At 51.0% G+C, this 12,476-nt stretch carries 13 protein-coding genes and 2 pseudogenes; 14 read left to right on the forward strand and 1 reads right to left on the reverse strand.

All coding sequences use genetic code 11. The features are described 5' to 3' along the window. The first annotated feature begins 66 nt into the window (after positions 1-66). The 4 genes and pseudogenes from DXA97_RS13300 to radC all read left to right on the forward strand — a co-directional run bounded on the left by DXA97_RS13300 (position 67) and on the right by radC (position 3,769). A complete protein-coding gene (locus DXA97_RS13300) occupies positions 67-684 on the forward strand; it encodes a hypothetical protein (RefSeq protein WP_118720672.1) in 618 nt (205 codons plus the stop codon). A gap of 14 nt (positions 685-698) precedes the next feature. Then, positions 699-1,654 (forward strand): annotated as a pseudogene (gene miaA / locus DXA97_RS13305) (tRNA (adenosine(37)-N6)-dimethylallyltransferase MiaA). Then, positions 1,641-2,921 (forward strand): methionine gamma-lyase family protein, encoded by a 1,281-nt coding sequence (locus tag DXA97_RS13310; protein WP_118544202.1) that lies wholly within the window; start codon positions 1,641-1,643, stop codon positions 2,919-2,921. Before miaA ends, DXA97_RS13310 begins: the two are co-directional and overlap by 14 nt. A gap of 155 nt (positions 2,922-3,076) precedes the next feature. Continuing rightward, positions 3,077-3,769, forward strand: a complete 693-nt coding sequence (gene radC / locus DXA97_RS13315) for a DNA repair protein RadC (protein ID WP_118720630.1) — start codon at positions 3,077-3,079, stop codon at positions 3,767-3,769. Here radC and DXA97_RS22290 read toward each other — a convergent pair. Beyond that, positions 3,739-3,957, reverse strand: coding sequence for a hypothetical protein (locus DXA97_RS22290; protein ID WP_347561617.1), 219 nt, complete (start codon positions 3,955-3,957; stop codon positions 3,739-3,741). The genes radC and DXA97_RS22290 overlap by 31 nt on opposite strands. 63 nt (positions 3,958-4,020) lie before the next feature. Here DXA97_RS22290 and mreC point away from each other — a divergent pair, with 63 nt between their 5' ends. From mreC to DXA97_RS13360, 10 genes and pseudogenes are all read left to right on the forward strand, one after another. Then, positions 4,021-4,647, forward strand: coding sequence for a rod shape-determining protein MreC (mreC, locus tag DXA97_RS13320; RefSeq protein ID WP_347561618.1), 627 nt, complete (start codon positions 4,021-4,023; stop codon positions 4,645-4,647). Continuing rightward, the gene (gene mreD / locus DXA97_RS13325) at positions 4,644-5,159 is read left to right on the forward strand and encodes a rod shape-determining protein MreD (RefSeq protein WP_118720632.1); all 516 of its coding nucleotides are present in this window, start codon (positions 4,644-4,646) and stop codon (positions 5,157-5,159) included. Before mreC ends, mreD begins: the two co-directional genes overlap by 4 nt. 37 nt (positions 5,160-5,196) lie before the next feature. After that, entirely contained in the window at positions 5,197-8,079 is a 2,883-nt protein-coding gene (locus DXA97_RS13330; RefSeq protein ID WP_243032232.1) for a penicillin-binding transpeptidase domain-containing protein, read from the forward strand. 24 nt (positions 8,080-8,103) lie between these two features. After that, positions 8,104-8,769 carry a septum site-determining protein MinC gene (locus DXA97_RS13335; RefSeq protein WP_118720676.1) on the forward strand — a complete coding sequence of 222 codons (666 nt, stop codon included), beginning with the start codon at positions 8,104-8,106 and terminating at the stop codon, positions 8,767-8,769. Between the two features lie 64 nt (positions 8,770-8,833). Next, entirely contained in the window at positions 8,834-9,625 is a 792-nt protein-coding gene (gene minD, locus DXA97_RS13340; RefSeq protein WP_118720634.1) for a septum site-determining protein MinD, read from the forward strand. A 121-nt stretch (positions 9,626-9,746) separates the two neighbouring features. Then, the gene (locus DXA97_RS13345) at positions 9,747-9,956 is read left to right on the forward strand and encodes a hypothetical protein (RefSeq protein WP_118720636.1); all 210 of its coding nucleotides are present in this window, start codon (positions 9,747-9,749) and stop codon (positions 9,954-9,956) included. A gap of 13 nt (positions 9,957-9,969) precedes the next feature. Next, the gene (locus DXA97_RS13350) at positions 9,970-11,088 is read left to right on the forward strand and encodes an FtsW/RodA/SpoVE family cell cycle protein (RefSeq protein ID WP_118720638.1); all 1,119 of its coding nucleotides are present in this window, start codon (positions 9,970-9,972) and stop codon (positions 11,086-11,088) included. Between the two features lie 17 nt (positions 11,089-11,105). Further along, positions 11,106-11,500 (forward strand): annotated as a pseudogene (mgsA, locus tag DXA97_RS13355) (methylglyoxal synthase). Positions 11,501-11,511: 11 nt separating this feature from the next. Continuing rightward, positions 11,512-11,850 carry a hypothetical protein gene (locus DXA97_RS22295; protein ID WP_347561619.1) on the forward strand — a complete coding sequence of 113 codons (339 nt, stop codon included), beginning with the start codon at positions 11,512-11,514 and terminating at the stop codon, positions 11,848-11,850. A 53-nt stretch (positions 11,851-11,903) separates the two neighbouring features. Further along, on the forward strand, positions 11,904-12,470 hold the full coding sequence (locus tag DXA97_RS13360) for a hypothetical protein (RefSeq protein WP_347561621.1): 567 nt from the start codon (positions 11,904-11,906) through the stop codon (positions 12,468-12,470). Positions 12,471-12,476 lie beyond the last annotated feature (6 nt).

Below are 12,476 nucleotides of genomic sequence, written 5' to 3' on the forward strand. Positions count from 1 at the left end.
GGAGCAATCGGAAGCAGTCCCGAATGCGTCTGGGACTGCCATGGAAAGACCGCAACCGCCGTGCAGATGGACCTCTTCGAGGAAAAACTGTTAGAACCTCAGTCCCGCAGCCGCCACAAGCTGATCGGCCAGCTTTTTGCCACATACTGGCTGGTGGAGTTCAATGACCAGCTTTACATCATCGACCAGCATGCGGCGCATGAGAAAGTGTTGTATGAGAAAACCATGAATTCCTTAAAAACCAGGGAATACACCTGCCAGCAGATCCATCCGCCGATCATTTTAACTCTGGGAAGCCGCGAGGCACTGATGCTGGAGAAAAATATGCAGATCTTTACCGATATCGGTTTTGAGATCGAACCGTTTGGCGGAAAGGAATATGCGGTGCGCGGAGTGCCGGATAACCTGTTTTCCATCGCAAAGAAAGATCTTTTGATGGAAATGCTGGATACGCTTTCCGAGGATACGCAGGCACGCGGGGCAGACCTGATCTATGAAAAAGTTGCTTCCATGTCCTGTAAGGCTGCGGTAAAAGGCCATGATGTCTTAAGTGCCGCGGAAGCGGATGCACTGATCGACCAGCTTTTGGGTCTGGAAAACCCGTATGCCTGCCCGCATGGAAGACCAACCATCATTTCCATGAGCAAATATGAGCTGGAGAAGAAGTTTAAACGAATTGTATGATGAGGGGAGAAGCTATGAAACAGCCACTGATCGTGCTTACCGGTCCGACCGCGGTGGGAAAAACCGCGCTGTCGATCGAGCTTGCAAAGGCGCTGAACGGAGAGATCATCAGCGCAGATTCCATGCAGGTGTACCGGCACATGGATATTGGGTCAGCCAAGATCACAAAGAAAGAGATGGATGGTGTCCCGCATCACCTGATCGATGTGCTGGAGCCGTGGGAAGAATTCAATGTGACCCGGTTTCAGTCGATGGCGAAGGAAGCCATGAAAGGATCTACAGCCGCGGACACGTTCCGATCGTGACGGGCGGTACCGGGTTTTACATCCAGGCACTGGCTTACGATATTGATTTTACGGAAAATGAAGACCATAGCGGGCTCCGGGCAGAACTGGAGCAGCTGGCAGAGGAAAAGGGCGAAGCTTTCCTGCACCAGATGTTAGCAGAAATTGACCCGGAGTCTGCAGAGGCGATCCATGCAAACAATGCAAAGCGGGTGATCCGCGCGATCGAGTATTACCGCCTTACCGGTGAAAAGATTTCCGAGCATAACAAGCGGGAGCGCGAAAAGCAATCCCCGTATGATCTGTATTATTATGTGTTAAACCGTGACCGCAAGACGCTTTATGAGCGGATTGACCAGCGTGTGGATATCATGATGGAGCAGGGACTGCCGGATGAGGTGAACCGCTTAAAAGCCATGGGCTGCACCCGGGACATGGTAGCCATGCAGGGGCTTGGTTATAAAGAAATGCTGGATTACCTGGATGGGAAGATCAGCCTGGAAGAGGCGGTCTACATCATCAAGCGTGATACCAGGCATTTTGCAAAACGCCAGCTGACTTGGTTTAAGCGGGAAAAAGAAGTCCGCTTTATTGAAATTGAACAGTTTGGGGCAGATCAGAAAAAAATCTTAAACTGGATCTGCAACGATTACTTTGGAGGAAGAAACGAACATGGAACTGAATGAAATGTACAAGGAACTGGGCATCAGCCAGAAGGTTCTGGAATTTGGAGAAGAGATTGAAAAAAGTTTAAAGGAACGCTTTGCAGGTATTGACCAGACTGCAGAATACAACCAGATGAAGGTGTTAAAGGCGATGCAGGAGTCCAGAGTCAGCGATATCCATTTCGCTGCAACGACCGGGTACGGTTACAACGATCTGGGCCGTGATACCCTGGAAGAGGTATACGCGAAAGCGTTCCACGGCGAGGATGCCCTGGTACGTCCGCAGCTGATCTCTGGTACCCATGCGCTGCACGTGGCATTATCCAGTAACCTGCGCCCGGGAGATGAGCTCCTTTCCCCGGTTGGAAAACCGTATGATACCTTAGAGGAAGTGATCGGCATCCGCGAATCTGCCGGCTCTTTAAAGGAATATGGTGTGGTATACCGTCAGGTGGACCTGTTAGAGGACGGAACTTTCGATTATGAAAATATCCGCAAGGCCATCAATGAGAAAACAAAACTGATCACGATCCAGCGTTCCAAGGGCTATGCGACACGCCCGACCTTTTCCGTGAGCCAGATCGGTGAGCTGATCGCATTCTGCAAGAGCGTGAAGCCGGATGTGATCTGCATGGTAGACAACTGCTACGGTGAGTTCGTAGAGCGGATCGAGCCGACGGATGTAGGCGCGGACATGATCGTCGGCTCCCTGATCAAGAACCCGGGCGGCGGCCTGGCACCGATCGGCGGCTATATCGTCGGAAAGAAATCCTGCATTGAGCAGGCTTCCTACCGTTTAAGCGCACCGGGACTTGGCAAAGAGGTCGGCGCAAGCCTGGGCTTAAACCAGTCCTTCTTCCAGGGATTGTTTTTATCCCCGACAGTCGTTGCTGGCGCATTAAAGGGTGCGATCTTTGCAGCAAATGTTTATGAGAAGCTTGGCTTTGCAGTCGTTCCGAACAGCACCGAATCCCGCCACGACATCATCCAGGCAGTTACCTTTGGCACGGCAGAGGGCATGATCGCATTCTGCCAGGGCATTCAGGCGGCGGCACCGGTAGACAGCTTCGTCTCCCCGGAACCGTGGGATATGCCGGGCTACGATGCGCCGGTCATCATGGCAGCAGGCGCTTTCGTCCAGGGCTCTTCGATCGAACTGAGCGCAGATGGCCCGATCAAGCCGCCGTATGCCGTGTATTTCCAGGGCGGACTGACCTGGTACCATGCAAAACTTGGTATTTTGATGTCCCTGCAGAAACTGGTTGAGGCAGGGATCGTAACCCTGTAATACCGAAGGAATACTTGGATTTTTATAGCCGAAAATCTTAACCATTTCTAAAGTTTTCCATTTTTTGTATACACGAAAATTGATTTGTGGTAAACTAAAATGCGGCGGTATCACCTTCTGCTTCGTACTTGGAGAGAGAATGGAGGGTGAACAATATGATACACACTAAGATGAAAGAACTGCCCTGTGAGGAGCGGCCATATGAACGCTGCGTAAAATCCGGCCCGGAGCATTTAAGCGATGCACAGCTTCTTGCTGTGATCCTCCGGACCGGTAGTGCGCAGGAGAGCGTACTGGAGCTGGCAACCCGGATCCTGGAGCTTGGAGGTCCCGGAGAAGGAATTCTGGGACTTTTGCATTTGTCCCTTCCGGAGCTGATGGGCATCAAGGGCATCGGGCAGGTAAAGGCCATCCAACTGCAGTGCATCGGAGAACTTTCCAGACGCATCTGGAAACGCAAAGCCATGAAAAGCCCGGTCCGTTATAACGAGCCGGCGCAGGTGGCAGAATACTATCAGGAAGATTTGCGTCATAAGGAACAGGAAGAGTTCCACATGATGCTTTTTAATACCAAACAGAACATGATCGGAGACGTAGCACTGTCGAAAGGGACGGTGAATGCGTCTCTTGCCACACCGAGGGAAATCTTTATCCAGGCACTCCGGTTTCAGGCAGTCAGCCTGATCCTGGTGCACAATCACCCGAGCGGCGACCCGGAACCAAGCAGGGAGGATATCCTGCTTACCAGACGGGTGGAGGAAGCCGGAAAGGTGATCGGGATCGCGGTGTTAGATCATATCATCATAGGTGACGGCACTTATGCCAGCATAAAAGAACGGGGATTATAACAAATGGAATCAAAACGCAGCAAATACATTCTGATCGGATTGTCGGTTTTCTGCATTCTGCTGATCGGCATTACTTCCTTTAAGGACGGGTTCTTGAACCCGCTCAGAAGCGGAGTCGGGTATGTGTTAAGCCCGATCCAGTCCGGGGTAAACCGGGTGGGAACCTCTTTGTATAACGGAATTAGCAATTACAGTACTCTACACAGCGCTATGGCAGAAAAGCAGGCCCTGCAGGACCGCATCGATGCCTGGTGGAGGAGAACAGCCGCCTGCAGTCAGAGCAGTTTGAACTGCAGAGACTGCGTGAGCTGTACCAGCTGGACCAGGACTATATGCAGTATGAGAAGATCGGCGCCAGAGTCATTGCAAAAGATTCCGGTGACTGGTTCCAGGTATTCCGGATCAACAAGGGCTCCGCAGATGGCGTGCAGGTAGATGCCAACGTCATTGCCGGGGGCGGTCTGGTCGGCATTGTTACCGATGTGGGAGCGCATTATGCCACAGTCCGTTCCATCATAGACGATGTGAGCCGTGTCAGCGGCATGGCGCAGCAGTCCGGCGATACCTGCATCGTCTCCGGTGACCTGACCCTGTTTGGGGAAGGACGCCTGCGGATCAGCAATGTTGCCCAGAACGCAGATTTCAAAGACGGAGACCGGATCGTGACTTCGAACATCAGTTCCAAATTCCTTCCGGGAATCCTGATCGGTTATGCTGCGGATATCACCACAGATGAGACCCGGCTGACGAAATCCGGGTATCTGATCCCGGCAGCCCAGTTTGACAGCCTTCAGGAGGTCCTGGTCATAACTTCCCTGAAGGACGAAGCACAGCAGGAAAGTACAGAAGAAACAGAGGGGGCACAGACAGGCGCATGAAAAGGATCTTACTGAATGTCGTACTGATGATGCTGGCCTTTACGGTCCAGAACTGTGTATTTCCGCTGATCCCGTTTCTTACCGCAACGCCAAACCTGCTTTTAATCCTGACCTTTTCCTTTGGCTTTATTTATGGAAAAGGGGCGGGGCTTTTGTACGGCCTGTTTGCTGGTATCCTGCTGGATCTTTTTTATAGCGGGCCATTTGGCTTTTATACCCTGCTGTTTATCAATATCGGCTATTTCAATGGAATCTGTACCCAGTATTATTATGAGGATTACATCAACCTGCCGCTGTTGATGAGCCTGGTCAATGAGCTGGTCTATAACCTGTATATTTACGTTTTCCGCTTTCTGATCCGCAACCGTCTGGACTTCCTTTATTATGCAAAGGAGATCATCATCCCGGAGCTGATCTTTACCGTGGTGACGACACTTTTGATCTATCGCTTCTTCCTGTCGGCAAACCGCAGGCTGGATGAGCTGGATAACCGGCGGGACCGGGAACGCTAAAACGTAATACCATGACGTAATAGGAGTGATAAAACGCGTGCTGAACGATTACTTCCATAAAATATACGACTTTTTTAAGCGGGTCTTAAGCTCCCGCATCTTTGCACTGGCGCTGGTGTTTACCGGAATGTTTCTTGTACTTGCTGCGAAACTGTTTGAACTTCAGATCGTAAACGGGGAAGCTTATCTTGAGGATTATGTCCAGATGATCGAGAAGACGGTGACAACACCGGGTACCCGCGGCAATATTTATGACAGAAACGGAAATCTTCTGGCTTACAATGAGCTGGCTTACGCAGTGACTGTGCAGGATACCGGCGATTACCCGAGAAGTGCCGGCATGAACGACATGTTGCTGCGGCTGGTCCGCATTTTAAATAAGCACGGGTATGAGGCACAGGGAAAGCTGGAGATCGCGCTAAACGACGACGGCGAGATGATCTACACCTCGTCCTCGGAGGCAGCGAGAAAACGTTTCCTGCGCGACTTTTACGGACGCAAGTCTGTGGATGAGCTGGACGATGAAAAGGGAAAATACCCGACAGCCGTCACAGCCAGGGAGCTGATTGAAAAGAAAAAATCCTCCTATGGTCTGGACAAAATGAAGGATGAAAAGGGCAATCCACTGATCCTTTCCGATGCAGAGCTGGTACAGCTTGTTAATATCCGGTATACGATGTCTCTTGTTGCATATAAAAAATATGAGGCAACAACCATCTGCGACCGCGTGGACGATGAGACTGTGGCAGACCTGATGGAGCATACGGCAGAGCTAAAGGGCGTGGAGGTGGCAGAGACTACCATCCGGCGCTATAACGATGCCGAGTATTTTGCACCGATCATCGGTTATACCGGAAAAGTGCAGGAGGACCAGCTCGAGGAATTAAAAAAGACAAATCCGGAGTATGAGCTCAGTGACATTGTCGGGCGTACCGGTATTGAGGCATCCATGGAGCTGGAGCTTCAGGGTCACAAGGGGTATAAGAATCTGGTGGTGAACAATGTGGGAAATGTCATGCAGGTGGTATCGGAAACACAGGCATCCACCGGAAACGACATTTACTTAACCATTGACCGGGACCTGCAGATCGGTATTTACCATCTGATCGAGCAGCAGCTGGCAGGTATCGTAGCCAAGGCGCTGGTAAACCAGGACGTAGATACCTCCACGATCACGGATTCTTCTAAGATCAGCATTCCGGTAAAGGATGCCTATTACCAGCTGGTCAACAACAATGTACTTTCCTTAAGCCATATGGCATCGGAGGATGCCACGGATATTGAACGCCAGATCCAGTCTGTCTACACCTCCTCCAGGGAGCAGATCTTAGAGCGCCTGCGTTATGAGCTGATGAGTGACCATGCCACGGTCATGAAGGACCTGCCGCAGGATATGATGGCGTACATGGCTTATATTTACAACTGGTTGTCCGATGCGACTGTTGGCATTGTACAGAAGGACCGAATCGACCAGAACGGTGAGAGCTACCAGGCCTGGAAAAACGATGAGATCAGCCTGCGCGATTATATTTACGCCGGAATCTCCGAAAACTGGATCGACACGACAAAGCTGGATGTGACCAGCAAATACTCCAGCGCAGATGATATTTACCAGGTTCTGGTGGATTATGTCTTAGACCAGCTAAAGGACGATGCGAAATTTACCAAGCGTATTTACCGTTACCTGATCAACGACCAGGTGATCACCGGCCGCCAGCTTTGCCTTGCTCTCTATGCACAGGGAGTCCTTCCCTACGATGCTAACGAGGTCCAGCTTCTGACGGCAAATGGTGAGGAATATGCATTCCAGTTTATCCGCCGCAAGATCCAGAATATTGAGCTGACACCAGCCCAGCTGGCCCTCGATCCCTGCACGGGAGGTGCCGTGATCACGGACGTCAATACGGGCGAGGTGCGGGCGCTGGTTACGTACCCGAGCTATGATAACAACCGCCTGTCGGGCAGCGCGGATCCGGCATACATGAGACAGCTTCAGGAGGATCTTTCCCTGCCGCTTTATAACAATGCCACACAGGCGAAAAAAGCACCGGGCTCCACCTTTAAGCCGATCACGGCGATTGCCGGCCTGGAGGAGAAGGTGATCGGTCTTTATGAGACGATCGACTGTACCGGTGAGTACAAGGAGGTAGACCCGTCCATCAAATGCTGGATCTATCCGGGACACCACGGACCATTAAATGTAGTGGGAGGAATCCAGAACTCCTGTAACTATTTCTTTGCAGAGGTAGCGCACCGCCTGTCCACGAACCGTGACACGCTGGTTTATTCTACCGACATGGGAGTCGAAACGATCCGCCGCTACGCAAGTATGTTTGGCTTGAACCGCCCATCTGGGATTGAGATCCCGGAGACAACACCAGAGCTTACCACAGAGGACCCGGAGCGTTCTGCCATGGGACAGGGAACCAATTCCTACTCCAATGTGCAGCTTTCCCGCTACGTTGCGGCGATCGCAAACAGCGGAACCGTGTTCGATTTAAGTCTTCTGGATAAGATGACGGATTCGGAAGGAAATCTGATCGAGGATTATACGCCGAAGGTAACCGGACATGTAGACATTGCAGATTCTACCTGGGATGCAGTGCACCAGGGCATGCGTGCCGTGGTCACCGATGGTTCGGTAAAGGCTATTTTCAGGGACCTTGAGGTAGAGATCGCCGGAAAAACCGGTACCGCACAGGAGTCAAAAAGCCGTGGTAACCATGCATTCTTTATTTCCTACGGACCGTATACCAACCCGGAGATCTGCGTGACCGTCAATATCCCGTACGGATATTCTTCCTCCAACGCAGCAGCAGTTGCAAAAAATATTTACCGCTTTTACTACGGATATACCGATCTGGATTCCATTCTCGGCAATGGAGCACTGGAAGTTTCCAATGTACGGGTCGGAGACTGATAAAAAAGGGAGCGGATGAAAGCTATGAAAAACAGGATTGTGATCAAAAGCAGCAAGGCTGGCATGACGGTGATCCTGGATCCGGAGTGCAGCTTTGAAGACCTGATCGGGGAGCTTGCTGCAAAATTTAAGGATTCAGCCAGGTTCTGGGGAAATGCCCAGATGGCCCTGCTTCTGCAGGGCCGTGAACTGACAGCGGCACAGGAAATGCAGATCGTCAATACCATTACGGAAAATTCCGGGATCGAAGTGCTCTGCCTTCTGGACCAGGATTTAGACCGCGTGGAGCGGTGCGAGAAGGCACTCAACCAGAAGCTGATGGAGCTTTCCGAACGGACCGGCCAGTTTTACCGTGGGGATCTGCACCGCGGGGAGTCCATAGAGTCGGAAGCCAGCATCGTCATCATCGGGGATGTGCGCCATGGGGCCCGGGTAACGGCAAAGGGCAATATCATTGTGCTTGGGGAGCTGCGCGGGTCGGTGCATGCCGGGGCAGCCGGAAACCAGGAAGCAGTGGTAGCTGCCATGGAAATGGCCCCGCTTCAGATCCGTATTGCGGATGTTTCCTGCCATTATGGGGATAAAGGGCGGAAGCTTGGCAAGGGTCCCATGCTTGCTACTGTAGAAAATTGTAGTATTTGTACGAAAGTAATAAAAAAATCCTTCTTAAATATGTTAAATTTCAATTAATACTGGAAATATTTAAGAATATAGGTTAAAATAGAATTTGTAAAATTTTTCAGGAGGCGTTTCTATGAGCGAGGTCATGGTAATTACTTCTGGAAAAGGCGGGGTCGGCAAAACCACTACCACCGCAAACATCGGAACAGGTCTGGCACTGTTAGGTTACAGCGTTGTGCTGATCGATACAGACATCGGCCTGCGGAACTTAGATGTTGTGATGGGACTGGAAAACCGGATCATTTATAATCTGGTTGACGTGGTGGAAGGCAATTGCCGTATGAAGCAGGCCCTGATAAGAGACAAAAGATACCCAAACCTTTACCTGCTCCCATCAGCCCAGACCCGGGACAAGTCCTCTGTGAATCCCGGCCAGATGGTAAAGCTGGTGGATGAGCTGCGAGGAGAGTTTGACTATATCCTGCTAGACTGTCCTGCGGGGATTGAGCAGGGCTTTCAGAACGCCATTGCGGGTGCTGACCGGGCACTTGTGGTCACCACACCGGAGGTATCTGCCATCCGGGATGCCGACCGCATCATTGGTCTGTTAGAGGCGGCCCGCATGGAGGACATTCATCTGATCGTGAACCGTATCCGCATGGATATGGTACGCCGGGGTGACATGATGTCCGTGGACGATGTGGCAGATATCCTGGCTGTTCCCGTGATCGGTGTAGTCCCGGACGATGAAGATATTGTTGTATCCGCAAACCAGGGAGAACCGCTGGTGGACACCAGCTCTCTGGCGGGAGAAGCATACTTGAATATCTGCAGGAGGATTTCCGGGGAATCTGTTCCGTTTATGGATCTGGACCCGCACAAGGGAATTCTGGTCCGTATTTCCGGCTTTTTAAAGAGGGCATAGGAGGTGATCGGATGAGAATACCGGGAAGATCCACAAGGAGCAATTCCGGGAAGATCGCAAGGAGCAGGTTAAAGCTGCTTCTTGTTTCGGACCAGTCTGGCATAAGCCTGGGACCATCGGAATGATCCGCGATGACCTGGCCAGTATCTTATCCAGATATGTCCAGATCGATGCAGGATCTGTGGAAGTAAAGCTGGTCCGGCCGGATGCGGAAAGCCTGCAGACAGCCTGGATCACAGCGGCATTTCCAATCCGGAATGCTATTACCGCAAAGAATAAAGCGTTACTGTTTACACAATGTGTGAACAGTAGCAGTAAAACCGTTTCATGATGAGGAATGAAGAATGCTTCTAGATTATAACTTCAGAAATTACAATTACCGTTTATTCCTTTATGTGTTGCTATTAAATATTACCGGCGTCCTGATCATACGGAGCGCCTCAAACCAGGATATCTCCATGGTCGTAAAGCAGATCGTGGGAATCCTGGCCGGACTGACAGCAGTTATTATCCTGTCTCTTGTAGATTACCACAAAGTGGTTTCCTTTGCACCGTTTATCTATGGTGCCAGCCTGGCCTTCCTTCTGGCTGTGCTGGTATTTGGCGTAAGCAGAGGTGTGGCACGGCGCTGGCTGGTGCTTCCGGTGATCGGACAGATCCAGCCATCCGAGTTTGTAAAGATCGGCCTCATTGTATTTTTTGCCTGGTATTTATCCAAGTACCAGGAGCGGGTGAACCAGTTTAGAATCCTGTTTTTTGCAGGACTTTTATTTCTGGCAGCCTTTGGCCTTATCTTTTTACAGCCGAACCTGTCCACCAGTCTGGTCACCATGGTAATCTTTCTCTGTATGCTGTTTGCAGCCGGGTTAAGCTACCGCTGGATCCTAGGGGCGCTTGCAGTTGTGGTTCCGTGCGGGGCATTGTTTATTTATCTGCTCCAGTATAACATGGTACCGTTTCTGCAGGATTATCAGGTGCGCCGTATCATGGCATTCATCGATCCTGCGAACTATGCAGAAGCCAACCTCCAGCAGAATAACTCCATTATGGCAATCGGCTCTGGCATGCTGCAGGGAAAAGGACTCAATAACAATACTCTGGCATCCGTGAAGAACGGAAATTTCCTGTCCGAGGAGCAGACGGATTTTATCTTCGCTGTTATCGGGGAGGAGCTTGGCTTTATTGGCTGCATGGCCGTGATCTTTCTGATCGCTCTGACTGTCTATGAGTGTCTGATCATGGCAGCGCGGGCAAAGGATCTGATGGGAAGCCTGCTCTGTGTGGGGCTGGCATCCCTTCTGGCATTCCAGAGTTTTGCTAATATAGCTGTTGCTACAGGAATCCTGCCGAATACAGGCCTGCCGCTTCCCTTCATCAGCTACGGCGTAAGCTCGCTGCTGAGTGTTTATCTGGGAGTCGGCGTAGTGATGAATGTAGGACTTCAGAGAAAAGTAAGTAACTAATAAAGGAGGGTTCTGTTATGAACATCGGTTTAATCGCACATGATTCCAAAAAGAAGCTGATGCAGAATTTCTGCATTGCATACAGAGGGATTTTGAATAAACATGAGCTGTATGCAACCGGCACTACCGGACGCTCATTGAAGAGGTGACGAATTTAAATGTACACAAATACCTGGCTGGCCATCTTGGGGGACAGCAGCAGCTGGCATCCCAGATCGAACACAACGATATGGATATGGTGATCTATCTGCGTGATCCCCTGCATCCGAAAAAGCATGAGCCGGATGTAAACGATGTAGTCCGCCTCTGTGATATCTATAATATTCCGTTCGCGACCAATCTGGCAACGGCAGAGCTTCTGATCAAGGCATTAGACCGTGGCGACCTGGAGTGGCGCGAGGTATATCGCTAGAGGTGCATGGTTTGAGAAGGATAAAAAGCTTAGCAGCAGTCTGTCTGCTTACCGGCCTGATCCTTACGGGCTGCGGCGGACAGACACAGATCACATACGATGGCTCCCGTCTGGAAAGCATGACAGCAGATCTTTCAGAGCACGCACAGGCAGATTCTTTCGCAAAGAACCTGTGTGTGGTAACGGGAACCGAAAACGAGGCGGATGCTTCTGTTACGGCGGAAGCAGCGGCTGTTTTTGGCGTGGATACAAAAGACGTGGTCTTCCAGAAAAACCCGTTTGAACGTCTCTATCCGGCCAGTATCACTAAGATCATGACAGCCTCATTGCGATCAGGGATGGCGATTTAAACGATACAGTCACGGTAGGACCGGAGGCAGTCATCACGGAGACGGGTGCTTCTCTGGCCCATATAAATCCCGGTGACACCCTCACGATGGAGCAGCTTTTATATGGCCTTATGCTTCCCTCTGGAAACGATGCGGGAGCAGCCATTGCAGTCCACATGGCAGGAAGCACGGAGGCCTTTGCGGAAAAAATGAATGAGACTGCGCATGCCCTCGGGGCAACTGACACGCATTTTGTAAATCCGCATGGCCTGAGTGATGAAAACCATTATACGACAGCCTACGATCTTTACCTGATCTTTCAGGAGGCCATGAAATACGAGGAGTTCCGGAAAATCGTTGGAACGGTATCCTATCGGGCAGAGTATACCGATGCAGCCGGCCAGACAAAAACCCAGGAATGGAAAAACAGCAACCAGTATTTAAACGGCAAGAGCAAGGCCCCGGACGGGATTACGGTTCTGGGCGGAAAGACCGGCACTACCAGGGCGGCAGGATCCTGCCTGATCCTGGGGTGTGAGGATGAAAACAGCAACGAATATGTATCCGTAGTACTGAAAGCGCAAAGCCGGGATGTCCTCTACGAGAATATGACAAATATTGTTGGTAAAATTGTCAATTAGTGATTG

The organism is Clostridium sp. OF09-36, from assembly GCF_003481985.1.
Taxonomy (GTDB): domain Bacteria; phylum Bacillota; class Clostridia; order Lachnospirales; family Lachnospiraceae; genus Brotaphodocola.

Coding starts and splice junctions, on each gene's coding strand:
- DXA97_RS13345 (WP_118720636.1), top strand. CDS start 9,747: ATGATCCGCGATGACCTGGCCAGTATCTTATCCAGATATGTCCAGATC.
- DXA97_RS13335 (WP_118720676.1), top strand. CDS start 8,104: ATGAAAAACAGGATTGTGATCAAAAGCAGCAAGGCTGGCATGACGGTG.
- minD (WP_118720634.1), top strand. CDS start 8,834: ATGAGCGAGGTCATGGTAATTACTTCTGGAAAAGGCGGGGTCGGCAAA.
- DXA97_RS13310 (WP_118544202.1), top strand. CDS start 1,641: ATGGAACTGAATGAAATGTACAAGGAACTGGGCATCAGCCAGAAGGTT.
- DXA97_RS13350 (WP_118720638.1), top strand. CDS start 9,970: ATGCTTCTAGATTATAACTTCAGAAATTACAATTACCGTTTATTCCTT.
- mreD (WP_118720632.1), top strand. CDS start 4,644: ATGAAAAGGATCTTACTGAATGTCGTACTGATGATGCTGGCCTTTACG.
- DXA97_RS13300 (WP_118720672.1), top strand. CDS start 67: ATGGACCTCTTCGAGGAAAAACTGTTAGAACCTCAGTCCCGCAGCCGC.
- radC (WP_118720630.1), top strand. CDS start 3,077: ATGATACACACTAAGATGAAAGAACTGCCCTGTGAGGAGCGGCCATAT.